The organism is Stenotrophomonas acidaminiphila, assembly GCA_002951995.1.
GTDB lineage: Bacteria > Pseudomonadota > Gammaproteobacteria > Xanthomonadales > Xanthomonadaceae > Stenotrophomonas > Stenotrophomonas acidaminiphila_A.
In genome coordinates, this window is sequence record CP019797.1 from 1,224,778 (window position 1) to 1,250,313 (window position 25,536).

At 69.6% G+C, this 25,536-nt stretch carries 12 protein-coding genes and 4 pseudogenes; 7 read left to right on the forward strand and 9 right to left on the reverse strand.

The genetic code is table 11. The features are described from left to right. Positions 1 to 235 precede the first annotated feature (235 nt). From B1L07_05360 to B1L07_05370, 3 genes and pseudogenes are all read left to right on the forward strand, one after another. Positions 236 to 3,598 carry a glycosyl hydrolase gene (locus B1L07_05360; protein ID AUZ54627.1) on the forward strand — a complete coding sequence of 1,121 codons (3,363 nt, stop codon included), beginning with the start codon at positions 236 to 238 and terminating at the stop codon, positions 3,596 to 3,598. 117 nt (positions 3,599 to 3,715) lie between these two features. Next, a pseudogene (locus B1L07_05365) lies at positions 3,716 to 6,693 on the forward strand (TonB-dependent receptor). A 121-nt stretch (positions 6,694 to 6,814) separates the two neighbouring features. Beyond that, positions 6,815 to 8,170 carry a glycosyl hydrolase gene (locus B1L07_05370; GenBank protein ID AUZ54628.1) on the forward strand — a complete coding sequence of 452 codons (1,356 nt, stop codon included), beginning with the start codon at positions 6,815 to 6,817 and terminating at the stop codon, positions 8,168 to 8,170. 132 nt (positions 8,171 to 8,302) lie between these two features. Here B1L07_05370 and B1L07_05375 read toward each other — a convergent pair whose 3' ends face one another. Next, positions 8,303 to 9,775 carry an MATE family efflux transporter gene (locus B1L07_05375; GenBank protein AUZ54629.1) on the reverse strand — a complete coding sequence of 491 codons (1,473 nt, stop codon included), beginning with the start codon at positions 9,773 to 9,775 and terminating at the stop codon, positions 8,303 to 8,305. An 83-nt stretch (positions 9,776 to 9,858) separates the two neighbouring features. Here B1L07_05375 and B1L07_05380 point away from each other — a divergent pair, with 83 nt between their 5' ends. Beyond that, on the forward strand, positions 9,859 to 10,140 hold the full coding sequence (locus B1L07_05380; protein ID AUZ54630.1) for a hypothetical protein: 282 nt from the start codon (positions 9,859 to 9,861) through the stop codon (positions 10,138 to 10,140). After that, on the forward strand, positions 10,133 to 10,540 hold the full coding sequence (locus B1L07_05385) for an RNA-binding protein (protein AUZ54631.1): 408 nt from the start codon (positions 10,133 to 10,135) through the stop codon (positions 10,538 to 10,540). Before B1L07_05380 ends, B1L07_05385 begins: the two co-directional genes overlap by 8 nt. 102 nt (positions 10,541 to 10,642) lie before the next feature. On the opposite strand, the gene B1L07_05390 is transcribed toward B1L07_05385, so the two are convergent. From B1L07_05390 to B1L07_05400, 3 genes and pseudogenes are all read right to left on the reverse strand, one after another. Further along, the gene (locus B1L07_05390) at positions 10,643 to 11,248 is read right to left on the reverse strand and encodes a calcium-binding protein (GenBank protein ID AUZ54632.1); all 606 of its coding nucleotides are present in this window, start codon (positions 11,246 to 11,248) and stop codon (positions 10,643 to 10,645) included. A gap of 302 nt (positions 11,249 to 11,550) precedes the next feature. Then, a pseudogene (locus B1L07_05395) lies at positions 11,551 to 13,064 on the reverse strand (catalase). Positions 13,065 to 13,332: 268 nt separating this feature from the next. After that, positions 13,333 to 13,992: a glutathione S-transferase gene (locus B1L07_05400; protein AUZ54633.1), complete on the reverse strand. Its 660-nt coding sequence runs from the start codon at positions 13,990 to 13,992 to the stop codon at positions 13,333 to 13,335. A gap of 145 nt (positions 13,993 to 14,137) precedes the next feature. Between B1L07_05400 and B1L07_05405 the strand changes: the two genes are divergently transcribed. Both B1L07_05405 and B1L07_05410 read left to right on the forward strand, forming a co-directional pair. Beyond that, complete coding sequence (locus B1L07_05405) at positions 14,138 to 14,842, forward strand: transcriptional regulator (GenBank protein AUZ54634.1); 705 nt, start codon at positions 14,138 to 14,140, stop codon at positions 14,840 to 14,842. 59 nt (positions 14,843 to 14,901) lie between these two features. Beyond that, positions 14,902 to 15,525 (forward strand): glutathione S-transferase, encoded by a 624-nt coding sequence (locus B1L07_05410; GenBank protein AUZ54635.1) that lies wholly within the window; start codon positions 14,902 to 14,904, stop codon positions 15,523 to 15,525. A gap of 856 nt (positions 15,526 to 16,381) precedes the next feature. Here B1L07_05410 and B1L07_05415 read toward each other — a convergent pair. The 5 genes and pseudogenes from B1L07_05415 to B1L07_05435 all read right to left on the reverse strand — a co-directional run bounded on the left by B1L07_05415 (position 16,382) and on the right by B1L07_05435 (position 25,319). Continuing rightward, a complete protein-coding gene (locus tag B1L07_05415) occupies positions 16,382 to 18,991 on the reverse strand; it encodes a DNA mismatch repair protein MutS (protein ID AUZ54636.1) in 2,610 nt (869 codons plus the stop codon). A gap of 211 nt (positions 18,992 to 19,202) precedes the next feature. Next, complete coding sequence (locus B1L07_05420) at positions 19,203 to 20,108, reverse strand: cation transporter (protein ID AUZ54637.1); 906 nt, start codon at positions 20,106 to 20,108, stop codon at positions 19,203 to 19,205. Between the two features lie 46 nt (positions 20,109 to 20,154). After that, positions 20,155 to 22,442 (reverse strand): annotated as a pseudogene (locus B1L07_05425) (lysine decarboxylase). Between the two features lie 31 nt (positions 22,443 to 22,473). Further along, complete coding sequence (locus B1L07_05430) at positions 22,474 to 23,823, reverse strand: arginine:agmatine antiporter (protein ID AUZ54638.1); 1,350 nt, start codon at positions 23,821 to 23,823, stop codon at positions 22,474 to 22,476. 72 nt (positions 23,824 to 23,895) lie between these two features. Further along, positions 23,896 to 25,319 (reverse strand): annotated as a pseudogene (locus tag B1L07_05435) (porin). Between the last annotated feature and the right edge of the window lie 217 nt (positions 25,320 to 25,536).

Here is a 25,536-nt window from a genome sequence, read left to right on the forward strand (position 1 = left end):
CTTTCGGCGCACGAGCCTGTGCGGGTCATGACGCCGAACGAAAGTTCTGTGCGCCCTATCTTTCGTTGCCGCGATACGGCAGATGAATGCCGATATAGAAAGTGGTGCTTTGCACAAACTTTCGATTTATCAAAAAATCCTTATCTTTTGCTTTCATTTTGTTGACATCTTTCGAATTGCTGCCCTAGAGTCGGCGCAACGCCATCGGATGCCCGATCGGGCCTGGGGAGCAAGGGTGCACAACCGCGTACGACGTCTGCCACTGCCGGTGGCGCTGCTTTCCGTCCTGCTGCTGCCGGCGCTGCCGGCGCAGGCCGAGCCGGTGGGCAACCTGCGCGCGGTCAGCGCCGGCGATGGCCGCGACGGCGTGCGTGGCTGGGACCTGCTCACCGACACCGGCACGCGCGTGCGCATCGAACTGCCGGCCGCCGACATCGTCCGCGTGCAGGCCGGGCGCAAGGGCAGGCTGAGTGGTGCCGGCGACAAGGCCGCGCCCATCGTGCTGCCGCAGCCCACGGCCGCCGTGCAGGCGCAACTGGAACAGGACGCGCAGGAAATCCGCGTGCGCACCGATGCCCTGGTGCTGCACGTGCAGCGGCAGCCGCTGCGGCTGCGCCTGGAGCGGCTGGACGCTGGCCGGCCCACCGCCCTGTGGCAGGAACTGCAGCCGCTGGACCTGGATGCCGCGCAGAGCGTGCAGGTGCTGTCCTCGCAGGCCGACGAGGCGTTCTTCGGCGGCGGCCAGCAGAACGGCCGCTTCCAGTTCAAGGGCCGCGAGCTGGAGATTTCCTATTCCGGCGGCTGGGAGGAGGGCGACCGCCCGAGCCCGGCGCCGATGCTGCTCAGCTCGCGCGGCTGGGGCATGCTGCGCAACACCTGGAGCGATGGCAGCTACGACCTGCGCCAGCCCGACCAGGCCACGCTGCTGCACCGCGAGGACCGCTTCGACGCCTATTACTTCGTCGGCGCCGACCTGCCGCGGCTGATCGAGCGCTACACGCAGCTGACCGGCCGCCCGAACATGGTCGCGCGCTGGGCGCTGTCCTACGGCGATGCCGACTGCTACAACGACGGCGACAACATCAAGAAGCCCGGCAGCGTGCCCGAAGGCTGGAGCGATGGCCCCACCGGGACCACGCCGGACGTGGTCGACAGCGTCGCCAGGCAGTACCGCGAGCACGACATGCCCGGCGGCTGGATCCTGCCCAACGACGGTTACGGCTGCGGCTACAAACAACTGCCCGAGACCGTGCAGGGGCTGGCGAAGTACGGCTTCAGGACCGGCCTGTGGACCGAGAACGGGGTGGACAAGATCGCCTGGGAAGTGGGCAAGGCCGGCAGCCGCGTGCAGAAGCTGGACGTGGCCTGGACCGGCCAGGGCTACCAGTTCGCGATGGACGCCAACCGCCAGGCGTTCAACGGCATCCTCGACAATTCCGACTCGCGCCCGTTCCTGTGGACGGTGATGGGCTGGGCCGGGATCCAGCGCTACGCCGTGGCCTGGACCGGCGACCAGAGCAGCAGCTGGGACTACATCCGCTGGCATGTGCCGACCCTGGTCGGCTCGGGCCTGTCCGGCATGGCCTACGCCAGCGGCGACGTCGACGCGATCTTCGGCGGCAGCGCCGAGACCTTCACCCGCGACCTGCAGTGGAAGGCGTTCACCCCGGTGCTGATGGGCATGTCGGGCTGGTCGTCCAACGCACGCAAGCACCCGTGGTGGTTCGACGAACCCTATCGCTCGATCAACCGCGACTACCTCAAGCTGAAGATGCGCCTGACCCCGTACATGTACGGGCTGGTGCACGAGGCCGCGCAGACCGGCGCGCCGCCGGTGCGCGGGCTGATGTGGGACTACCCACGCGATCCGCACGCGCGCGACGAAACCTACAAGTACCAGTTCCTGCTCGGCCGCGACCTGCTGGTGGCGCCGGTGTACCGCAGCCAGGCCGCCAGCCGCGGCTGGCGCCGCGACATCCACCTGCCGGCCGGCGGCTGGATCGACTACTGGGACGGCCGCCGCGTGCAGGCCGGCGCCGACGGCCGCCAGCTCGACCGCCAGGTGGACCTGGCGACGCTGCCGGTGTTCGTGCGCGCCGGCGCGATCCTGCCGATGTACCCGGCCATGCTGTTCGACGGCGAGAAGCCGCTGGATGAGGTGACCTTCGACCTGTATCCGCAGGGCGATTCGCAGTACACGCTGTACGAGGACGACGGCAACACGCGCCGCTACCAGCAGGGCGAATCGAGCACCCAGCAGATCCGCGTGCAGGCGCCGGCGCAGGGCAGTGGCCCGGTGCAGGTGCGCATCGAGGCGGTGCAGGGCGAATACCGCGGCCAGCTGGCGCAGCGCCGCTACGGCCTGCGCGTGCTCAACCGGCAGGCACCGGCCGCGGTGCGGCTGGACGGCCGCGCGCTGCCCGCGCTCGCCGATGCCGCCGCTTTCGACGCGGCCGGCGAAGGCTGGTACTTCGACGCCGGCGAGCGCCGCGGCACCCTGCACGTGCGCACCGCGGCGGTGGACATCCGCCAGCCGCTGCAACTGCAGCTGGACTTCCCGGTGGCCGCCGCGGCAGCCGACGACGCGTTCCCGGCCGCCCCGCAACAGGGTCGGGCGCTGCCGCCGGACAGCCTGCTGGTGGTCAACCGCCCGGCCGAGGAGAACGGCTACCCGCTGGAGAACGCCTTCGACGACGATCCGGCCACCTGGTTCCGCACCGTGCGCAACCAGGCCATCCGCACCGGCGCCCACGAATGGGTGATCGGCTTCGGCGAGCGCAGGATGATCGATGGCATCGAACTGGCACCGCGCAACGACCAGCACTGGAAGCACGGCCAGGTACGCGACTACGAGATCTACCTGGCCGACAGCAACGGCGAATGGGGCGAGCCGGTCGCACGCGGCCGCCTGCCGCTGAAGGAAGGCCTGCAGCGCGTCGATTTCCCGGCCCATGCCGGCCGCCTGCTGCGCTTCCGCGTGCTCGGCGTGCAGAACCCGGACGGCGACGGTGCCGCGGCCAGCGACCCGATGGTCAGCGCCGCGCAGGGCGCCACGGCACGCGCCGTCGATGCGCTGCGGCCGCGCGACGTCGGCCCGATCGCACTGTCCACTTTCCGCATCCTCGAGCAACGCCGACCGGAGCGGCCGGCACGGCAGCAATACCTCTCCCGGCTGCCGCTGCCGGCCGCGCTGGCCGGCCAGGTGCGGGCCGACCGCGCGTTCCGCGGCGATGCCGGCATGCGCATGAACGGCCTGCAGTTCCGCAGCGGGCTGGGCGTCGGTGCCGACAGCCGCATCGACCTGGCACTCACCGGCCACTGGCAGCTGCTGCGCGCCGACCTCGGCATCGACGATGCCTGCCGCGCCGCCGGCGGCCTGCAGTTCCAGGTCTGGGGCGATGGCCGCCTGCTCTACGACAGTGGCCTGGTGAAGGCGCCCGGCGTGGTCAAGCCGGAGCTGGACATCCGCGGCCTGTCCGCGCTGAGCCTGCGCACGCTGGGCGCGCAGGGCAGCCAACCCGCCCAGGTCTGTGGCAACTGGGCCAATGCCGTGCTGATCGGCGAGGAGGGCGACTCCGCCGAACTCGTCGCCCCATGACCCCCGCGTAACACCGCTGCTCCCCCAACACACCGCCCACGGCCGTCGCGGCCGTGGAACGGGATCGCCATGCCCGCCATCCGCTGTTCCGTGCGTCACCGCCAGGAGAGAACCCCGATGTTGCCAGCCCGCCGCAATCCCACCCGTTGCCTGTCCACGCCGCTGTCGCTGGCCGTGGCCAGCGCCCTGATCGCCATCGCCGCGCCGGCCCTCGCGCAGGATGCCGGCAAGGACAAGGACAAGGAAAAAACCACCGAACTGGCCCGCGTCGAAGTCACCGGTTCCAACATCCGCCGCACCGACGTGGAAACCGCCTCGCCGGTGCAGGTGATCAGCAAGCAGGACATCCAGAACATGGGCGCCCGCACCCTGCTGCAGGTGCTGGACAACCTGCCTGCCGCGCGCCCGGCCCAGGTCGATTCCAAGTCGCTGTTCACCGGTTCCGACGGCGCCTCGCAGGCCAACCTGCGCGGCCTCGGCCCGCAGGGCACGCTGGTGCTGCTCAATGGCCGCCGGCTGTCGTACTACGGCGCGCCGTCGGGCTTCCAGACCCAGTTCGTCAACATCGACGCCATCCCCGCCGCCGCGATCGAACGCATGGAAGTGCTGACCGACGGCGCCTCGGCGGTGTACGGCACCGACGCGGTGGCCGGCGTCATCAACGTCATCACCAAGCGCAGCTACCAGGGCCTGGAGGTCAGCGGCACCTGGGACACCGCGCCGCGCTTCGACTCCTACGGCGAGAAGCAGGCCAGCATCACCGGCGGCTTCGGCGACCTGTCCCGCGACCGATACAACGTCTACGCCAGCGTCAACCTGTACGAGCGCGACGGCATCCCCGACAGCGAGTGGTACGACAAGAACCCGGCCCAGTTCTACGTCAACAATCCGGACTACATCAAGAACCTGCGGCTGGGCACGGGCAGTGCGCCGGGGGTGTTCAACCCGGGGTACTACTTCGCCTTCGACCCGGTCACCAAGGCGCGCGTGGACGAGGCCGCGCCGGGCTGCAAGAACGTGCTGCAGGTGAGCAGCGGCACCCGCTGCATCTGGCAGACCTGGATGAACCGCCAGATCAACGGCGGCGCCGACTCCCGCCGGGTCACCGCCTACGTCAACGGCCACTTCGTGGTGAACGATGCCACCGAGGCGTTCGCCGAGGTCACCTATACCGACATCGACCTGCGCGCCAATGGCGGCACCCGCGCGCCTACGGCACCACCACCGGCAACCCGCAGAGCTGGTTCTCGCGCAATACCGGCAACACGGTCAACCAGTTCCTGTATCCGTTCCTGGGCCCGAACAACGAGTACAACCACGCCAGCCCCGAGCTGAAGGCGCTGATGGGCGGCGTGGTCGGCCTGGGCTACCTGCTGCAGGACGTGGGCGGCAACCACTTCGGCCAGCGCAATACCGACAAGAGCTACCGCGCGGTGGCCGGCCTGCGCGGCAGCATCGGCGACTGGAACTGGGAAACCGCCTTCGCCACCGCCGGCTCGCATTCGGTCACCTACCAGACCACCAACGTCAACCTGCGCGGCTTCGAGAAGGCCTTCGGCCCGTACACGGTCGACCCGGGCACCGGCCGGGTGATCATTTCCGACCACCCGGCCTACAAGTTCGGCGAGCTGAGCGAAGCCAATGCCGCGCTGATCCGCGAGGCGTTCCCGACCTTCGACATCCAGTCGTGGACGCGGCTGCATACCCTGGACGGCAAGATCGAAGGCCCGCTGTTCAACCTGCCGGCCGGCGAAGTGCGCGCCGCGTTCGGCTTCAACGCCACCCGCGAGACCTTCTATACCCCCGGCAACCCGGACGCCGCCAACGGCCTGATCACCCAGCAGGGCGGCTCATGGTTCGACGGCAAGCGCAACACCTACGCGCTGTTCTCCGAAGCGGTGGCGCCGATCACCGACAAGCTGGAGCTGGACGCCGCGCTGCGCGTGGACAAGTACCCGGGCTTCAGCGCCAACCTGGCGCCGAAGATCGGCCTGAAGTACCAGGCGCTGCCGCAGCTGATGCTGCGCGGTACCTATTCCGAAGGCTTCCGCGCGCCCAGCCTGGCCGAGTCCGGCAGCGGCGGCGTGTACGCGCAGATCGGCGGCTACCGCGACGAGACCCGCTGCGCCGAGACCAATGCCATCGCCGGCCTGCTGCGCCAGTCCGCGCGCGGCGTCGACAAGGACCTGGGCAACAGCCTGTGGAACAGCGACTGCAGCCGCAACGTGGCGCGCATGACCCAGCCCAACCCGGAGCTGAAGCCGGAGAAGGCCAAGATCGCCACCGTCGGCTTCGTGCTCGAGCCGACCGACTGGCTGTCGCTGTCGGCCGACTACTGGTTCGTGTACCGCCGCAACGAGATCGTCGCGCCGGACTACAGCAAGCCGGAAGAAATCAGCGCGATGACCCGCTTCCCGATCACCGAGACCGACCTGGCCAACCTGGCCGCGCTGGCCCGCATGTGCGCCGACCCGGCCAGCGGCGTGGCCTGTCCGGCGACCCTGCCGGGCTACAGCACCGGCAACGTGGCCAGCGTGATCGGCCAGTACAAGAACCGCGGCCGCACCCTGGTCGACGGCCTGGACGTGGACGCCCGCGGCCGCTTCGACCTGGGCGAGTGGGGCCGGCTGAACGTCGGCGTGGCCGCGACCATCGCCAACCGCAACATGTACAACGCCGATGATGCCGACGGCTGGTACTACGGCAACTTCGTCGGTTACTACAACAACCCGCGGCTGCGCGCCACGTTCAACACCAACTGGACCTACGGCAACTGGGACACCGGCTTCTACATCAACTATGTCGGCGGCACCAAGTGGGCGTATGACCGCATCGACGCGGAAGACAACAACGCCGAAACCTGCACCGGCAGCTACGTCGACGTGTCGCCCAGCCAGTGCGAGGGCGCGCCGTCGTGGTGGACGGCCAACCTGAGCGTGAACTGGCGGCCGGTCGAGAAGCTGAGCGTGGGGGTGACGGTGAAGAATCTGTTCAACCGCCTGCCGTTCTACGACCCGAACGACTGGATGAACTTCCCGGGCTACACCAACAACTTCGGCCGCATCTACAGCGTGACCGCCACCTACCGGTTCTGATGCCGCACCGTTGCGTGCTCCCCTGCGTGCATGGCATGAAGGGGAGCACGCCTGCTTCGCCCGCCCGGGGCGTGCCATGGCGGCCGCCACGGGCGTGATTCCAAGCCAAAGAGGACATGCAATGAAACGCAGGGAATTCATCCTGGCCGGCGCCGCGCTGGCCGCCACCAGCCTGTTGCCGGAGACCCCGGCCTGGGCGCGCGGACGCAGGCTGCGGCTGGGCATGATCGGCACCGGCATGCGCGGCCAGGTGCTGCTCAAGGAACTGCTGCGCCGTGACGACGTGGACATGGTGGCGCTGTGCGACATCGAGCCGATCATGCTCGGCCGCGCCACCGCCATGGCAACCCGGGCCGGCAAGCCGGTGCCGCGGACCTACGGCGCCGATGGCGATGCCAACGCCTGGAAACGCCTGCTGGAGCAGCGTGGCCTGGACGGGGTGATCATCGCCACGCCATGGGAACTGCACGCGCCGATGGCGATCGCGGCGATGCAGGCCAGGGTCGCGGTTGGCTGCGAAGTGGTGGCCGGCATCACCCTGCAGGACCACTGGGACGTGCTCAACACCCAGCTGCAGACCGGCACCCCGTACATGCTGCTGGAGAACGTGTGCTACCGCCGCGACGTGATGGCGGCGCTGCAGATGGTACGCGAAGGCCTGTTCGGCGAGCTGGTGCACCTGCAGGGCGGTTACCAGCATGACCTGCGCGGGGTGAAGTTCAACGACGGCAATCCCGACCATCCCTACGGCAGCGGGGTCGAGTTCGGGCCCAAGGGCTGGTCCGAGGCGCGCTGGCGCACCGAACACTCGGTCACCCGCAACGGCGAGCTGTACCCGAGCCATGGCATCGGCCCCTGCGCGATGTACACCGGCATCAACCGCGGCAACCGCTTCACCCACATCAATGCCTTCGCCAGCAAGGCGCGCGGGCTGCATGAATACACCGTGGCCAAGAGTGGCGGCACCACGCATCCGAGCACCCGGGTGCAGTTCAAGCTCGGCGACATCGTCACCACCACCCTGGCCTGCGCCAACGGCGAGACCATCCTGTTGCAGCACGACACCTCGCTGCCGCGCCCGTACTCGCTGGGCTTCCGCGTGCAGGGCACCAAGGGCCTGTGGATGGACCTCAACCACGGCATCCATATCGAGGGCCGCAGCCCGCCGCACGAGTGGGAGGACTTCAAGGCCTACCAGGACCAGTACGAGCACCCGCTGTGGAAGCAGCATGCCGATACCGCCGCCGGCGCCGGCCACGGCGGCATGGACTGGTTCGTGATCCACGCCTTCGTCGAGGCGCTCAAGGCGCAGGCGCCGATGCCGATCGACATCTTCGACGCGGTGACCTGGAGCGCGATCACGCCGCTGTCCGAGCAGTCCATCGGCAACGGCTTCCAGACCCTGGAGTTCCCGGATTTCACCGGTGGCCTGTGGCGCCAGCGCAAGCCGATCTTCGCGTTCGACGGGCGCTATTGAGCCCGCAGCAGCGCACCCCGGTACGCGAGCGGGCTTTGCCCTGATACCCCGCACCTGGGCGTGCCGGCAATGCGAAGGGCCTGCGTGCAGGCCCTTCGCGCACTGAAGTGGGGTCCTGCCGCCTGCCGGTTCTCAGCGGGTGGCGGTTTCCGCATCGGCGTCGGCCACCGGCGAGGGCGGGCACGCCGGCACTTCGGCCGGCGTCGCCAGTTCCCCGGCATGCGCCGGCGGCGCCAGCATCCTGGCCCTGCGCCAGCCGCCCCAGCGGTAGTAGGCCAGCGACAGCAGCATCGAGACCAGCGAACTGACCGGGAAGCTCCACCAGATCGCATCGGCGCCCCAGTACGGCTGCAGCAGTTCGGCAAACGGCACGCGCACGCCCCACAGCGCGGCGGCCAGGATCAGCAGCGGGGCCATCACCGCACCGGTGGAGCGGACCACGCCGGAAATCACGAAGCTCACGCCGAAGAACAGGAACGACCACACCGCGATGTGGTTCAGGTGCCGCGCGACCGCCAGCGCCTGGCTGCCGTCGGGCAGGAACAGGGCCAGCGAGTGCCGGTCCAGCAGGACCAGCGGCAGGATCAGCACCCCGGTGAGCACGAAGTTGTACAGCACGCCCTTGCGCGCGGTGCCGCGGACCCGGTTCCAGTGGCCGGCGCCCACGTTCTGCGCGGCCATGGACGAGCATGCCGCGCCGATCGCCATCGCCGGCATCTGCACGTAGGTCCACAACTGCAGCGACGCGCCATAGGCGGCGGCGGTATCGGTGCCGTAATCGTTGACCATGGTCATCAGCATGATCATCGACAGCGAGATCAGCACCATCTGCAGGCCCATCGGCACGCCCTTGACCACCAGTGCGCGCAGGATCGCCAGGTCGATGCGCAGCAGCCCCAGGTCCTTGCGCCCCAGCCACAGCACATGGCCGCGCTGGCGCATGTAGGCCAGCAGGCCGAGCAGCGACAGCGACTGCGCCAGCAGCGTGGCCCACGCCGCACCGGCGATGCCCAGCCGCGGGAACGGGCCGATGCCGAAGATCAGCAGCGGGTTGAGCACGATGTCCAGCGCCACCGACAGCAGCAGGAAGCGGAACGGCGTGCGCGAGTCGCCGGCACCGCGCAGCGCCGCGCTGAGGAAGGCGAAGGCGTACAGCGTCGGCGTGGCCAGGAAGATGATCCGCAGGTAGGCCTCGGCCAGCGGCAGCGACGCGGCCGGGGTACCCATCGCGCGCAGCAGCGGATGCGCCATGAACCAGCCGGCGATGGCGATCAGCACTGAAATGCCGATGAAGAAGGTGGCGCTGGTGCCCATCACCCGCCGTGCCTGGACCACGTCGCGCGCGCCCATCGCCTGGCCGATGAGGATGGTGGCGGCCATGCCGATGCCGAACACCGAGCCGATCAGGAAGAACATGATGTTGTTGGCGTTGGCCGTGGCGGTCAGCGCCGCTTCGCCGAGGAACCGGCCGACCCAGATCGCGTTGACCGAGCCGTTGAGCGACTGGGCGATGTTGCCGGCCAGGATCGGCAGGGCGAACAGCAGCAGGTTGCGCCCGATGGGGCCTTCGGTCAGCGAGCGGGCGGCAGGGGCGGGGGCGGTCATGGGCGGCGGTCGGCGACTGAATGCGGACACTAGCATTGCCGGTGTGACGGTGGCCGCAGGTCTCGCTACGATGGCGTCCGGGTATGTCCAGTGGAGGAACGGGAGTGCGCAGACAGCTGTGCGGCGCAATGGCGGTGCTGGCCCTGTCGGGCTGCGCCAACAGCGAGCGCCTGATGGACGCCGGCGTGCGTCCGTCCGACCATGCCGACTGCCTGGTCGGCGCCGGGCCCGCCGAGCCGGTGCCCAGGGGGGCCGCGCCATCGATGCGCAGCCGGCGCTGCAACCCCGACGAGGGCCTGAACTGGACCATCGGTTCGTCGCGCAGCGAGACGATGGACGTGGACTTCAAGAAAAAGCATGACTGAAACGCAACAAGTACCGGCGACCATCCGCCTGGACGTGTGGCTGTGGGCCGCGCGTTTCTTCAAGACCCGCAGCCTGGCCAAGCACGCGGTGGAGACCGGCAAGGTCGAGGTGGACGGGCAGCGCCCGAAATCCTCGCGCGCGGTCCGCGTCGGCGACGCCCTGCGCGTGCAGCGCGGCGATGAGGTTTTCGAGATCGGCGTGCGCGGTCTCAGCGACACGCGCGGGCCGGCACCGGTGGCGCAGGCGCTGTACCAGGAGACCGAGGCCTCGCGCAGGGCGCGCGAGGAACAGCGGCTGCAGCGCGCCGCCGCCCGCGACGGCTACCTGCCCCCGGAGCACAAGCCGGACAAGCGCGCGCGGCGGCTGATCCGCGCGCTGGGCGACATCGACGCGCTGTAGGCGAGGCCGCGCCCTGGCGGCGCGTGGCAACGGCCGCCTGCGGCACGGGCGGGGCCGCTCACCGCCGCCAGCGGGTGCCGTTCAGATCGCGTGGGCGCCGGCTCAGCGCTTGCCGCTGCCGAGCAGGCCGCTGCCAAGCCGGATCAGGTCGGATACGCCGAGCTGGCCATCGCCGTCCTGGTCGAGCAGGCTGCCGAGCAGGCCGCCGGCGACACCGCCCTGCTGCACCACCTGTTGTCTTTCCTCGCCAAGCAGGCGGCCCAGGCCACCGGCGTCGACCTGGTCGCCCGCGGACAGGCGCTGGGCCAGGTAGGCCATCACCACCGGTGCCAGGATCCGTAGCAGTTGCCCGGCGCGCTCGCCGCCCAGGCCGGTGGCCTGCGCCAGCCCGGCCTCGGCGCGGCCCTGGTTGCCGCCGAAGATATGACCGAGGATGCCCGCGCCGTTGGTAGCCGGGCTGCTGCCGCCGCCCAGCACCGCGCCCAGCACGCTGCCGATGTCCAGGCCGCTGTGGTTGTCCTGCAGCGCGCCGAACAGCGCCTCGGCGCCCTGTGGCCGCGCGGCGTTGTTGCCCAGGGCGCCCAGCAGCAGCGGCAGTGCCGCGCTGACCGCGCCGGCGGCCTGCCGGCTGTCCAGTCCCAACTGCTGGGAGACCTGTTGCAGCGGCGCGCCCTGCAATTGGGAAAGAAGCTCGTCGGTAAGGCTCATCGGGCGGATCCTTGCGGTGGGTATGCCTGGCCATGGTAGCGCCGGCGGACGCCATGCGCGGCCGCCGGCACACGGGGCACGCGGCAGTGGGGCGCGCTGGATGCGGCCGGTACGCCGGTGCGGTGCGCGCCCGGCGGCCATGCGGCGGGGGCGCGGACCGCCAGCGCAGCGCCACCCCGGCGCCGGCATGTCCGCCCTGGCGGGGAGCGGGCGGTGGGGCGGCAATCGCCCGCTCCGCGTGGCGGCGCAGGCGCCGCTTGCAGGTGTCCGCGGCCCCGCCGCGCAGGGCGGGGCCAAGGGCGTCACAGCGTGATGTCTTCCGCGCCCGGCGTGGCCCTGGGGAACGTCGCTTCCGGCTGTGCCGGCGCGAACGGGTCGGCCGGCCCCGCCTCCGCCAGCTTCTTCAGTGCCGCCGCGACGCCGGCGCCATAGGCCGGGTCGGCCTTGCTGCAGTTGTCCACGTGGCGCTGCTTGATGAAGTCCGGGGCGTCGCCCAGGGCGCGCGCGGTGTTGTCGAACAGGCGCTGCTTCTGCGCGTCGTCGTAGCTGCGGAACAGCGCGCCGGGCTGGCTGAAATAGTCGCTGTCGTCCTCGCGGAAGTTCCAGAAGTCGGCATCGCCGCGGATGCGCAGCGGCGGCTCGCGGTACTGCGGCTGCTCCTGCCACTGGCCGTAGCTGTTGGGCTCGTAGTGCGGCAACCCGCCGTAGTTGCCGTCCACCCGCATGGCACCGTCGCGGTGGTTGCTGTGTACCGGGCAGCGCGCCGCGTTCACCGGGATCTGGTGGTGGTTGACGCCCAGCCGGTAGCGCTGCGCGTCGGAATAGGCGAACAGCCGCGCCTGCAGCATCTTGTCCGGCGAAGGACCGATGCCCGGCACCAGGTTGCTCGGCGCGAACGCCGACTGCTCCACGTCCTGGTACCAGTTCGCCGGGTTGCGGTTGAGCTCGAACTCGCCCACCTCGATCAGCGGGTAGTCGCTCTTGGGCCACACCTTGGTCAGGTCGAACGGGTGGATGCGGTAGGTCTCGGCCTCCAGCTCCGGCATGACCTGCACGAACAGCTTCCACTTGGGGAAGTCGCCGCGCTCGATCGCCTGGAACAGATCGCGGCCGTGGCTTTCGCGGTCGTGCCCGACCAGCACCTGCGCCTGTGCGTCGGTCAGCGCTTCGATGCCCTGCTGGCTGTGGAAGTGGAACTTCACCCAGAAGCGCTCGCCGTCGGCGTTGGTGAAGCTGTAGGTATGCGAGCCGAAGCCATGCATGTGGCGGAACGTGCGCGGGATGCCGCGGTCGCTCATCACCACGGTGACCTGCAGCAGCGCCTCCGGCAGCAGGGTCCAGAAGTCCCAGTTGTTGCGCGCGCTGCGCAGGTTGGTGTGCGGGTCGCGCTTGACCGCCTTGTTGAGGTCGGCGAACTTGCGCGGGTCGCGCAGGAAGAACACCGGGGTGTTGTTGCCCACCAGGTCCCAGTTGCCTTCCTCGGTGTAGAACTTCAGCGCGAAGCCGCGGATGTCGCGCTCGGCATCGGCCGCGCCGCGTTCGCCGGCCACGGTGGTGAAGCGGGCGAACATCTCCGTCTTCTTGCCGACCTCGGAGAAGAGCCTGGCGCGGGTATAGCGGGTGATGTCGTGGGTGACGGTGAAGGTGCCGAACGCGCCGGAACCCTTGGCGTGCATGCGCCGCTCGGGATCACTTCGCGGTTGAGGTTGGCCAGCTTCTCCAGCAGCCACACGTCTTCCATCAGCAGCGGTCCGCGCGGCCCGGCGGTGCGGCTGTTCTGGTTGTCCACCACCGGCGCGCCGAACGCCGTGGTCATCGGCGTGGTCGGCGCGTCACCGTGCTTCTGGGCCGGGGTGGTACTGGTGTCGCGCTGCGACTGCGCGGCCTGCGCCGGCGTGGGCGCGGCATGGTACGGGCAGGTGGGTTTGCTGTCGTTGCTGCTCATGGCGGGCTCCTGGCTGGCATCGGGAAACATCGTGCGACGACGATAGCTACGGGACGGTGAAATGAAAAATCGAATGATCCGCTCGGAACCATAGGTTCGGCCTATGGCGTTGCAGACCGGTCGAGCCCGCCGCCTGCGCTCAGTCGCGGTCCGGCGCGCCCAGCGGGAACAATGCGCGATAGGGACGCGCCGCGGCGACCGCGCGGGCGAACGAAGGGCGGGCGAGCAGCCGCGCCCGGTAGTCGCGCAGCACCGGGTAGCGGGCGTCGATGCGGTGGGTCCAGTCGGCATAGAACAGCGCCGGCGCAGCGGCGCAGTCGGCCAGGGTGAAGTCCGCCCCGGCCGCCCACGGCCTGCCGGCCAGCGCGTCCTCGAGCCAGCCGTAGGCCAGCTCCAGCCGTTCCACCGCGCTGGCCAGGGCATCGCCGGCCTTGCCGGCGTCGCCGCTGAGCGCGCCGCCGACCGCGTGCTGCACCGGGCTCATCACATGCAGGTCGAAGAAGCGGTCGAGGAAGCGCACCTCCAGCGCGGCGCCGGCATCGTCCGGCAGCAGCGGCACCGGTCCGCGGTGCCGCTGCTGCAGGTATTCGATGATGATGCTGCTCTCCACCACGCTGCGCCCGTCGTCCAGCAGCAGCGGGAACCTGCGCAGCGGCCAGCGCTGCAGCCATTCGGCCGCGTTGAGCGGCGCATCCGGGCCGAGCATGCGGAACTCGAACGCGGTGGCGTTCTCGTACAGGGCGATGAGCACCTTCTGGGTGTACGAGGAGAACGGGTGGCCATACAGCAGCAGCGACATGGAAGCCCTCCGCGGCGGATGCCGATGCCGGCAATGTGGGCGCAATGCCGGCGCCGCGCAAGGTGGCCCGGCCGGTGCCGGATGTCGGCGGTGGCCGGTATCTGCCAGACTGCGCCTGCCCCCGGACCGCCCTGGATTGTCCCGCATGAGCGAACGCGCCACCCGCCTGCTGCACCTGCTGGACGAACTGCGGCGGCGGCGCAAGCCGGTGCGCGGCGCGCACCTGGCCGAGCACCTGGGGGTGAGCCTGCGCACGCTGTACCGTGACATCGACGCGCTGCGCGGGCAGGGCGCGGACATCGGCGGCGACCCCGGCGTCGGCTATCAGCTGCGGGGCGGATTCCTGCTGCCGCCGATGATGTTCTCGGCCGAGGAACTGGAGGCGATCGTGCTCGGCGTGCGCTGGGTGGCCTCGCATGCCGATCCGGACCTGGCGGTTGCCGCCGGCGCCGCGCTGGACCGGGTGACCGGGGTGCTGCCGGAGAACCTGCGCCTGCAGGTCGAGACCAGCGGCCTGTACGCGCCGCAGTGGCACCCGACCGAGCCCGAACCCTGGTTGCCGGCGCTGCGCCGTGCGATCCGCGCCGGGCATGCGGTGCGCATCCATTACCGCGATGCCGAAGACCGCGCCAGCGAGCGGGTGATCTGGCCGTTCGCGATGGCCTTCCTGGCCGAGGTCCGGCTGTTGGCGGCCTGGTGCGAGATGCGCGGCGACTTCCGCCATTTCCGCGCCGACCGCGTGCTGGCCCTGCACGACACCGGCCAGTGCTACCCGGAGCAGCGGCACCGCCTGCTCAAGCGCTGGGGCGAGCAGCGGCGGCAGCGCCAGGCACTGGGGGCTGACTGCTGACAGCGGCTGTCAGCAGCCCCCGCGCACACTGCCGGCTCCTTCCCGTACCGGAGCCCGCCATGACCACGCTGACCTTCTACACCCATCCGTTCTCCCGCGGCCGCATCGCGCGCTGGATGCTGGAAGAGGCCGGCCTGCCCTACGAGGAGGTCATCCTCGATTACGGCACCACGATGAAGGCGCCGGCGTACCTGGCGATCAACCCGATGGGCAAGGTGCCCGCGCTGCGCCACGACGACACCGTGGTGACCGAGAACGCGGCCATCTGCCTGCACCTGGCCGACCTGGTGCCGGAAAAGGCGCTGCTGCCGCCGCCCGGCACCGCGGCGCGCGGTGCGTGCTATCGCTGGGTGCTGTTCGCCGCCGGTCCGCTGGAGTCGTTCATCACCGCGCGCCGGCACGGCGCGCTGGCGCCGGCGAGGGAGGCCGGTTATGGCAACGAGGCCGACCTGATGCGCACCGTGGAAGGCGCGCTGGCGGGCAGGCGGTATCTGGTGGGTGACCGGTTCAGCGTCGCCGATCTGTACATGGCGGCGTTGCTTGGCTACTACATGCGTATCGGCGAGCTGGAATCGAGGCCGGTGTTCGAGGCGTATGCGGCCGCGCATCTGCAGCGGCCGGCGGCGCAGCGGGCCAATGCGCGCGACGATGCGCTGGTGGCGGAACGGGCGGAGAGTGCCTGAGTGCGGCACGCTGCCCACCGTTGCCGTTGCCGTTGCCGTTGCCGTTGCCGTTGCCGTGCTTGTGAAGTTGCTCCGCTTTTGACTTCCGGATCCCTTTCCGCAGCGACGGAGCCAACGGACAAGACCCCGCAGGGGCGACGTGCAGGGACGCACGTCGTTTTTCGACACGACAGGGACGACCGGAAATAGGCGAAGCACTGCTTCGCCCCGGTGAGCGGGCTGGCGCCGTGAGGCGACTGCCCCGGCCCCAGTTGCATCGCAGCTGGGTCGTGTCGAAAAATCCCGGCGGCGGAGTGGACCCGGCGCGTGCAGCGCACCGAAGGGGAGCGAAAGCCTTTGATCCTGTTTCTGCCCTTGCTCTGGCTTCTCTTGGAGGCGTGTGTCAAAGCGATAGGCAAAGGACCAAGCCAGAGGCCAAGCCAGCGCCAGAGGAAAGGATAGAGCCCAAAGCTAAGCGCAAGGCGGAGGCCAAGCATGAAGCGGAAGCTTGAAAGCAGAGCTTTCGCCCCTGCTTCGCAGGAGCGAGTTACTTCTCTTTGCTCGTGCAAAGAGAAGTAACCAAGAGAAAGCACGCCCCTGCCTACGCGCCCAGCCCACTGCGCGGGCTGGGTCCACTCCGCCGGTGGGATTTTTCGACGAGACGTCCCTGTCTCGTCGAAAAACGACGCGCGTCCCTGCGCGTCGCCCTTCGGGTTTTTCCCGCCGGCTCCGTCGCTGCGGAAGGGGGCCCGGAAATCAAAAGCTGGAGAGCAACAGCACAATCACGGGCAACCGCAACCGCAACCGCAACCGCAACTGCAACTGCAACTGCAACTGCAACTGCAACTGCAGGGGCGTGCAGCCGGCGGGCGTGCGCTCACAGCAGCGATTTCATCCGGTACAGCGCCTCCAGCGCCTGTTTCGGCGTCAGCTCGTCCGGGTCGATCGCCTGCAGCGCCTCCAGTGCCGCCGAGGACACCGGCGCGAACAATCCGAACTGCTGCGGTGCGTCCAGCGCCTGTGGCGCCATCTGCGCGGCGTGGGTCTCGCCGCCACGCTGTTCCAGCTCGGCCAGGCGGCGCCGCGCCTGCGCCACGGTGGCGCGCGGCAACCCGGCCAGCGCGGCCACCTGCAGGCCGAAGCTGCGGTTGGCCGGGCCGTCCTTGACCGCGTGCATGAACACCAGTGTCTCGCCGCCGCTTTTATCGTGATGTTCCACCGCGTCCAGGTGCACGTTGGCGATACCACTGGGGCCGCCCTCGTGGGTTTCATCGGCCAGCGCGGTCAGTTCGAAGTAGTGGGTGGCGAACAGGGTGTAGCAGCGGTTGACGTGGGCCAGGTGGCGCGCGACCGCGTCGGCCAGGGCCAGGCCGTCGTAGGTGGAGGTGCCGCGGCCGATCTCGTCCATCAGCACCAGCGAGTGCGCGGTGGCGTGGTGCAGGATGTAACTGGTCTCGGCCATTTCCACCATGAAGGTCGACTGGCCCTTGGCCAGGTCGTCGCCGGCGCCGATGCGGGTGAGGATGCGGTCGATCGGGCCGATCACCGCGCGGCTGGCCGGCACGAAGCTGCCGATGTGGGCCAGCAGCACGATCAGTGCGTTCTGCCGCATGTAGGTCGATTTGCCGCCCATGTTCGGGCCGGTGATGACCAGCATGCGCCGCTGTGGGTGCAGGTCCAGGTCGTTGGGCTCGAACGGCGCCTCGCGCACCGCTTCCACCACCGGGTGGCGGCCGCGCTCGATCTTCAGGCACGGCGCGGTGTCCAGTTCCGGTCGCGCCCAGTCCAGCGCCTGCGCGCGCTCGGCGAAGCAGGCCAGCACGTCCAGTTCGCTCAGCGCGGCGGCGCAGCGCCGGAGCGGTTCCAGGCGCTCGCCGATGCTGTCCAGCAGGCCTTCGTACAACAGTTTCTCGCGCGACAGCGAACGCTCCCGCGCCGACAGCACCTTGTCCTCGAAGTTCTTGAGTTCCTCGGTGATGTAGCGCTCGGCATTGGCCAGGGTCTGCCGCCGGGTGTAGTGCACCGGCGCCTTGTCGGCCTGGCCCTTGCTGATCTCGATGTAGTAGCCGTGCACCCGGTTGTAGCCGACCTTCAGGGTCGGGATGCCGCTGCTCTCGCGCTCGCGCAGCTCCAGGTCGATCAGGAACTGGTCGGCGTGGGTGGACAGCCGCCGCAGTTCGTCCAGTTCGGCATCGAAGCCCTCGGCGATCACCCCGCCGTCGGACAGCTTGAGCGGCGGTTGCGTGGCGATGGCGCCGGCCAGCAGCTGCGCGCTGTCGTCATGCGAGCCGAGCTCGGCGCGCAGTTGCTGCAGGCGCGGCGAATCCAGCGCCTGCAACTGCGTGGCGATCGCCGGCAGCATGCCCAGGCCGTCGCGCAGGGTGGAAAAATCGCGCGGGCGCGCCGAGCGCAGCGCCATGCGGGTGAGGATGCGCTCGATGTCGCCAAGCGCGCGGAACGACTCGCGCAGGTCGGCATCGACGCCGCGGTCGATCAACGTCGCCACCGCGTGGTGGCGCTGCTGCAGCACCTCGCGCAGGCGCAGCGGGCGGTGCAGCCAGCGTCGCAGCAGGCGCCCGCCCATCGGCGTCACCGTGCTGTCGAGCACGCCCAGCAGGGTGTTGCGGGTGTCGCCGTCCACGCGCGTGTCCAGCTCCAGGTGGCGGCGGGTGGCGGCATTCATCGCGATCGCCTCGCCGGCGGTTTCCACCGCGATCGAGGTCAGGTGCGGCAGCCGCTGCTTCTGGGTTTCCTCGACATAGCCGAGCAGCGCGCCGGCGGCGGCGGTGGCGCGCGGCTTGTCGTCGATGCCGAAGCCGGAAAGGTCATGCAGCTTGAAGAAGGCCAGCAGCTGGCGGCGGCCGCTGTCGGCGTCGAACAGCCAGGGCGCGCGACGCCGCACGCCACTGCGCTGGCGCAGGAATTCCGGCCAGTTCTCCTCGTCCGGCACCAGCAGCTCGGCCGGCTCCAGCCGTGCCAACTCCGCTTCCAGCGCGTCCTCGGTCTCGACCTCGTTGACCAGGAAGCGGCCGCCGGCCAGGTCGGCCCAGGCCAGGCCGTAGCCCTGCTTGCTGCGCGACAGCGCCATCAGCAGGGTGTCGCGGCGTTCGTCCAGCAGGGCTTCGTCGGTGACCGTGCCGGGGGTGACGATGCGCACCACCTTGCGTTCGACCAGGCCCTTGGCCAGCGCCGGGTCGCCGATCTGCTCGCAGATCGCCACCGACTCGCCCAGCGCCACCAGCCGTGCCAGGTAGCCCTCGTAGGCATGTACCGGCACCCCGGCCATCGGGATCGGCGCGCCGCCGGAGCTGCCGCGCTGGGTCAGGGTGATGTCCAGCAGCCGCGCGGCCTTGCGCGCGTCGTCATAGAACAGCTCGTAGAAATCGCCCATCCGGAAGAACAGCAGCAGGTCCGGGTAATCGGCCTTGGCTGCGAAGAACTGCTTCATCAACGGGGTGTGTTCGGGCTTTTTCTCGGTCACGCGCATTCCACTTCGATAGCCGGACAGGGGCTGCGGCCATTGTAGTGGCTGGGCATGGGCAGCACGAATCGCGGTGCGCCGGTACCGGCGCCGATGTCGCGGCCAGCGCGCGCGGCACGCATCCGCGGCTTGACCGCGCCGGTCACGCCCGGCGCCTCCCGGAAGCCCTGCGCGCATCTGCCGGGCAGGCGCCCGCCGCCGGCCGCGAGGGAGACGCTCAGGTCCAGGCCGGGTCGGAGGTGAAGTCGATGGTCAGCCAGAAACGGCCCGAACGCGCATCCAGGCGTTCGGCGATGCCATCGCGCAGGCGGTCGACATCGCCGATGCTGCCCAGCCGCGCATCGGGCCGGGTGAGCACATGGATCTCGATGAACTGCATCCGGCCGATCTTGGCGACGTGGCTGGTGAAGCCCTCGAAGCCGTGTTCGGTGACGAACGCCCGCATGACCTCGCGTACCTGCCGGTCCAGGTCGTCCGGGGCCACCTGCAGCACTTCGCGCGCGGCCTTCCACGCCGCGCGCAGCGGCACCGGCAGCGCCGCCAGGCTGATGCCGGCCAGCACCAGCGGGTCGATGTAGGGGATCCAGTGCGCATGCGCGCCGCCGCGCAGGGCCAGGGCGATCAGGAACGACAGGACCACCGCCAGGCTCATCAGCCCGGTCAGCAGCCAGGCGCGGGCGTCGAGCGCCAGCAGTCCGGACTGCAGCCGGCGCGCATGGCGGCCGATCCACAGCGCCATGACCAGGTCGACCGCGGCCAGCAGCGCGGCCCAGGCCAGGCCGGGGCCGAGCCGGGGCTCATGGCCGCCATCGCTGAAGCCGATGACGGCGTTGGCCAGCGCGTAGATGCAGGCGAGGCTGAGGATCGCCCCGCCCAGCGCCTCGACCATCGGCTCCAGGTGCCAGAACCCGTACTGGAAGCGCGGGCTCTGCTCGCTGGCCATCAGCCGCAGCACCGCCAGCGCGACCAGGGTGAGGGCGACGTCGACCAGGCTGTAGACGCCGTCGAACAGGATCGCCTGCGAGCGCGCCAGCAGGCCGCCGAAAAAACCGATCGCGGCGACCAGCACGGTGGCCGCGATCGAGCGCTGCAGTACGCGTTGTTCCTGTCGGGTACCGGTCATCGGGCTGTCGGCTGGCGGTTGCGGCGCACCCGGCCGCATGCCGGGCTCACAGTTTCAGTACCTCCACCTTATAGCCGGGCTGCGCGCCGCTGTCATCGATGATCAGGCCGTGCACGTCGGACTCGAAGCCGGGGAAGCGCGCGTTCTGCTCGCGGGCGATGCGCAGCGACTGGATGATCGGCTCGTCCTGCGCACCGAAGCGCTCGCCGGGCATGATGGTCGGGATGCCCGGCGGATACGGCACCAGCATGGTGCCGGCGACGCGGCCGCTGATGTGGTCGATGTCGACCCGCTCGATCTCGCCGCGCACCAGGTGGTCGTACGCCTGCGCCGGGGTCATGACCGGCTCGGGCAGGTCCACGTACATCTCGCGCATGACCTCGGCCACGCGGAACTCGCGGTTGAAGTCGTGCAGCGCCTCGCACAGGTCGCGCAGGCCCCAGTCGGCGTAGGCGGCCGGATGTTCCCGGGCCAGGTCCGGCAGCGCCTGGGCCAGCGGCGCATTGGCGTCGTACAGGTCCTTGAACGCCAGCAGCTCGGTGACCAGCGTGCTCCACTTGCCCTTGGTGACGCCCATCGAGAACAGGAACAGCACCGAGTACAGGTTGGTCTTCTCCACGGTGATGCCGCGGGTCCACAGGAACTTGCTCAGCACCGCGGCGGGGATGCCGCGCCGGCCCATCTCGCCGTCCATGGACAGCCCCGGGGTGAGCAGGGTGACCTTGACCGGGTCGATCAGCACGTAGTCGTCGGCCAGGTTGTCGAAGCCATGCCAGTGCGCGTCGGGGCGCAGGTACCAGTTCGGGCGCGAGGTGGCCATCGGCCGGGCGGCGTCCTCGCGCGCAAGCGCACGTTCCACGCCATCGGGTTGCCACACCTTGAACCACCAGTCGTCGCGACCGAGGTCGCGGCTGACATGCAGCATCGCACGGCGGAACGCCACCGCCTCGTCGTGCATCTCCTGCACCAGCGAGCGGCCGGCTTCGCCTTCCATCATCTTCGAGGCGACATCGCAGGAGGCGATGATCCCGTAGTGCGGGCTGGTGGAGGTGTGCATCATGAACGATTCGTTGAACCGCTCCGCATCCAGCGCGCGGGTGGCGGCATTGCGCACGTGGATCATCGATGCCTGCGAGAACGCGGCCAGCAGCTTGTGCGTGGACTGGGTGGTGAAGATGATCGCGTCCTGCTCGCGCGGCTTTCCCTTGGCCATGCCGTAGTGGTTCTCGTAGAACGGGTGGAACGCGGCGTAGCCATACCAGGCTTCGTCGAAGTGCAGGAAGTCGACCGCGGTGCCGAGGTTGTCGGCGATCTTCTCGGCGTTGTAGCAGAGCCCGTCATAGGTGGAGTTGGTGACCACCGCGATGCGCGGCCGGGCGCCGGGGCGGGCGGCCTTGCTGGCCAGCGGGTTGGCCTGGATCATCCGCTGCATCGCCTCGCCGGAGAACTGCTCCAGGCTGATCGGCCCGATGATGCCGTGGGCGTTGCGGCTGGGGTGAAGTACACCGGAATGCCGCCGGTCATGATCAGCGAGTGCAGCAGCGATTTGTGGCAGTTGCGGTCCACGAACACGATGTCGCCGCGGGCCACGGTGCCATGCCAGACGATCTTGTTGGCGGTGGAGGTGCCGTTGGTGACGAAGAAGGTGTGGTCGGCGCCGAAGTTGCGCGCGGCCTCGGCCTCGGCCGCGCGTATCGGGCCGGTGTGGTCCAGCAGCGAGCCCAGCTCCGGCACCGAGATCGACAGGTCGCTGCGCAGCGTGTTCTCGCCGTAGAACTGGTGCAGCGCACGGCCCACCGGCGATTTGGTGAAGGCCACGCCGCCGGCGTGGCCCGGGGTATGCCAGGAGTAGTTGGACTCGGCGGCATGGTGGATCAGCGCCTTGAAGAACGGCGGCAGCAGCCGGGCCATGTAGTCCTCGGCCGCGCGCATCACCTGGCGGGCGATGAAGCTCTTGGTGTCCTCGAACAGGAAGATGTAGCCGTGCACGAACTTGAGCAGCTTGCTCGGCACTTTCTCGATGGTGCGGCGGTCGCCGTACAGGAACACCGGCAGGTCGGCGCGGCGCTTGCTCTGTTCGCGCAGGAACGCCAGCAGCTGCTGGAACTGCTCGTCGTTTTCCTCGGTGCCATCGATGGAAATCAGCACCGCCGACGCGGCCACGTAGGTGCGGGCGCCGGCGCGCGCGTCGTCCAGGGTCAGCCCGCACAGCACGCGCTGGTCGTTGTGGCGCAGCTCGTCGGCCAGGGCGCGGATCAGGATGCCGTTGATGCGCGGCGAGTCATAGTCCGCGTCGATGATGACGATGGGATAGTCCAGGGATTTGAAGTACATGGCGGTTTCCTTGTGCAGCCGGGCGGGGGATTCAGTTCGACCCGGCACGCGGGGCGCCGGCGGGGGTGAGCCGGGCAAGCCGCTGCCTGCGACGCTCTTCGCTGAAGAACGGATAGAAGACGGTGATGAACAGCACGAACAGGAAGGCGTACTGCACGATCGCGCCGGACGAGCCGAAGATCGCCCACAGGCAATAGACCACGGTGATGCTGGTCAGTACCCAGAACGCGCCGGTGTGCACCAGCGTGTGCGAGCGCTCCACCACGAAGTAGCAGGCCACGCAGGAGTAGATGTAGGGCAGCAGGGTCAGCACCACGGCGGCGGAGGTGATGACGTCGAACTGTGCCGATGCGGTCTTCGAGGTGGAGGTGATCAACACCGCCACGGTCATCAGCACCGCGACGATCAGCACCCCCTTGACCGGCACGTCATCCTGGTTGGTGCGGCTGAACACGCCGGGGAACAGGCCGTCGTCCGAGGCCGCCTTGGCGCTCTGCGCGGTCAGCAGGATCCACCCGCCCAGCGAGCCGGCCGCGCCCAGGAACGCGCACAGGCTCACCAGCGCGCCGCCCCAGCCGCCGACCGCATTGGCCGCCGCCAGCGCGAACGGCGCATCGGAGACCTGCAGCTGCGCGTTCGGCACCATGCCCATGATCACCGAGGAACTGGCGATGTAGGCGATGGCGGCCAGGAACACGCCGGCCAGGGTGGCGCGGGCGACATTCTTCTCCGGGTTCTCGACCACGCCGGCGGTCACCGAGGCCGATTCCACGCCGATGAACGCCCACAGGGTCAGCGCCGCGGCGCTGGACACCGCGCCGAAGTTGGACTGGCCCGAGACGTTGTAGGCGCCCCTGAAGATGGCCGGGTCGAAGAAGAACCAGCCGAACACCGCGATGCCCAGGATCGGCACCAGCGCGAAGCTGGTGGTGACCGTCTGCACGCGGCTGACGAAGGCCGGGCCGACGACGTTGGCCAGGCTCAGCGCCCACACCAGCAGCAGCACCGCGATGCAGCGCGGCAGCGGCTCGGACAGGATCGGGAAGAAATAGCTGAAGTAGCCCACCGCCGCGATCGGGATGGCCACGTTGCCGATCCAGTTGGCGAACCAGTAGATGGTGTTGGTCTGGAAGCCCATGTACGGGCCGAACCAGTCGCGCGCATAGGCGTAGGGGCCGCCGGCCTTGGGCGCGAGCTTGCCGAGCTTGGCGAACACGAACGCCAGCAGCAGCGCGCCGGCGGTGGTGATCAGCCAGCCCCAGATCGAGGCGGTGCCGATCTTGGCCAGGCTGGAGGGCAGCAGGAACACGCCCGAGCCCATCATGTTGCCGGCAACCAGGAAGGTTGCTCCAACCACGCCGATCTTCTTCTGGCCTGCCATGGGGTTCTCCTTTCAACGGGTATGCCGGTGTGACTCCAGTGGAAACGGTGCTGGCGCCCGCGCGGGCGCGGGCTATTTGATGAAGCTGTACTGCAGGCTGCCCTGCACGCGCAGGGTGTCGGCGCTGCGGCCGTCCTGCAGCCGCTGCTGGCCGTAGAGCACTTCCATGCCCATCGTCCACGACGGCGCCGGGCTCCAGATCAGGTTCAATGCGGCGTACTGGCTGCGGCGGAACGCGTCGCCGGCCAGCGCCCCGGCATCGCCCAGGTACAGGCGGCCATAGACCAGGTTCGAGCGCCACATGTCCGACCAGTAGTGGGTGTAGCCGAAGAAGCCGCCGTGCAGCGGCAACGCCCTGAGCCGGCCGTCGGCATCGATCGCCGCATCCAGCCCCGAGCCGGTGAGGTCGGCGGTATAGCGGGCGATGCCCTTGCCGCCGACCAGCCCGAACAGCAGCAGGTCGCGTTCGGCGACGGCGTAGGAGCCGCTGAGCTGCAGCCCGCCGCCGAAGGTCCGGTCGTCGCGTCCATCACCGTCGTAGCCCAGGCTGCGCGCGACCGCTCCCAACTGCAGGTGGCCCCACTCGCGCTCCATGCGCGCCACCAGGCTGATGTCGGGCAGGCGTTCGGTGCTGATGTCGGCATCGCCGGCAGCGGCCAGCTGCGAATCGGGGTCCTCGGCGGCCAGGGTCAGCGTGTTGCCCTTGCCCAGTGCGAAACTGTGGTGGATGCCGGCCACCAGCAGGTAGCCGGCGGCGCCGGGGCCGGCGAAATCCAGCGTGTCGGGCAGCGAATCGGCATCCATGAACGTGGCGTAGCCGTAACCGGCGTAGGTGTTGCCCAGCTGCCCGTAGGCATGCCGCAGACGGAACTGGTAGCCGTCGCTGCTGCCGAAGAAGTCGTTCTCAAGGTAGAAGCGCAGCGCGCCATGGGTGGTCGGCCGGCGCGCCTCGAAGCTGAAACGGGTCTGCTTGGCGTGCATGCCGAAATGCGCGACATCCCGGTGCGGGCCGCCGACCGGGATGGACGAGGGAATGAACTGCTCGTTGTCGCCGGCGGCATGGTTGTCGGCGATGGCGTCGAGCTTGGCATAGCCACCGAGGCGGATCCGGGTCTGGGTGCCGGGGATGGCGAAGAAGCCCTTGAGTTCCGGGTCGGTGGGCGAGGCCGCGCTGTCCGGGCGCGATGCCGCGGTGGACGGGTCGGCGACCGAATCGCGGGGCGGGAGGATGGGCGCCGCGGCCACCGCGGTCCGTGCGCTGGCAGGCGCTGCCGGTGCGGGTGCCGGGGGGGCGTGGCCTGCGCGCCGGTTGCCGCGGGAGTGTCGGGCGGCGCGTGGCCCTGCTGGCGTTCCAGCGCGTCCAGGCGCGCGGTCAGGGCCTGCAGGTGCGCCTGGGCCTGGCTGATTTCCTGCCGCAGTGCGCTGACCGAGTCCTGCGCGAGCGCGGTTCCCGGGGCCAGCAACAACGGCAGCATCGCAAGTGCGCGTGGTTTCATCGCCTGTCCCAAGCTCTGCAAACACCACGTCGCGCCGGGCGCTTGCCCGTGCGCGGCTTCTGTCGGTCGTGGCGGGCGCCCCGGCGATTCCCGATGTCCGGCGACGCCCCGCCTGGTCAGGCTGGCGCGGGTTTCATGACGGGGGTGTGAAACCTGGGGGGAGGCAGTCGTTTCTGGAACGCCAGTCACGCGGCAACCGCGCGTTCATGGACGAAGC

What these genes read in the sequence shown, in the direction of transcription:
- B1L07_05370 (AUZ54628.1), top strand. Translation starts at nt 6,815, where the DNA reads ATGAAACGCAGGGAATTCATCCTGGCCGGCGCCGCGCTGGCCGCCACC.
- B1L07_05375 (AUZ54629.1), bottom strand. Translation starts at nt 9,775, where the DNA reads ATGACCGCCCCCGCCCCTGCCGCCCGCTCGCTGACCGAAGGCCCCATC.
- B1L07_05380 (AUZ54630.1), top strand. Translation starts at nt 9,859, where the DNA reads ATGTCCAGTGGAGGAACGGGAGTGCGCAGACAGCTGTGCGGCGCAATG.
- B1L07_05385 (AUZ54631.1), top strand. Translation starts at nt 10,133, where the DNA reads ATGACTGAAACGCAACAAGTACCGGCGACCATCCGCCTGGACGTGTGG.
- B1L07_05390 (AUZ54632.1), bottom strand. Translation starts at nt 11,248, where the DNA reads ATGAGCCTTACCGACGAGCTTCTTTCCCAATTGCAGGGCGCGCCGCTG.
- B1L07_05400 (AUZ54633.1), bottom strand. Translation starts at nt 13,992, where the DNA reads ATGTCGCTGCTGCTGTATGGCCACCCGTTCTCCTCGTACACCCAGAAG.
- B1L07_05405 (AUZ54634.1), top strand. Translation starts at nt 14,138, where the DNA reads ATGAGCGAACGCGCCACCCGCCTGCTGCACCTGCTGGACGAACTGCGG.
- B1L07_05410 (AUZ54635.1), top strand. Translation starts at nt 14,902, where the DNA reads ATGACCACGCTGACCTTCTACACCCATCCGTTCTCCCGCGGCCGCATC.
- B1L07_05415 (AUZ54636.1), bottom strand. Translation starts at nt 18,991, where the DNA reads ATGCGCGTGACCGAGAAAAAGCCCGAACACACCCCGTTGATGAAGCAG.
- B1L07_05420 (AUZ54637.1), bottom strand. Translation starts at nt 20,108, where the DNA reads ATGACCGGTACCCGACAGGAACAACGCGTACTGCAGCGCTCGATCGCG.
- B1L07_05430 (AUZ54638.1), bottom strand. Translation starts at nt 23,823, where the DNA reads ATGGCAGGCCAGAAGAAGATCGGCGTGGTTGGAGCAACCTTCCTGGTT.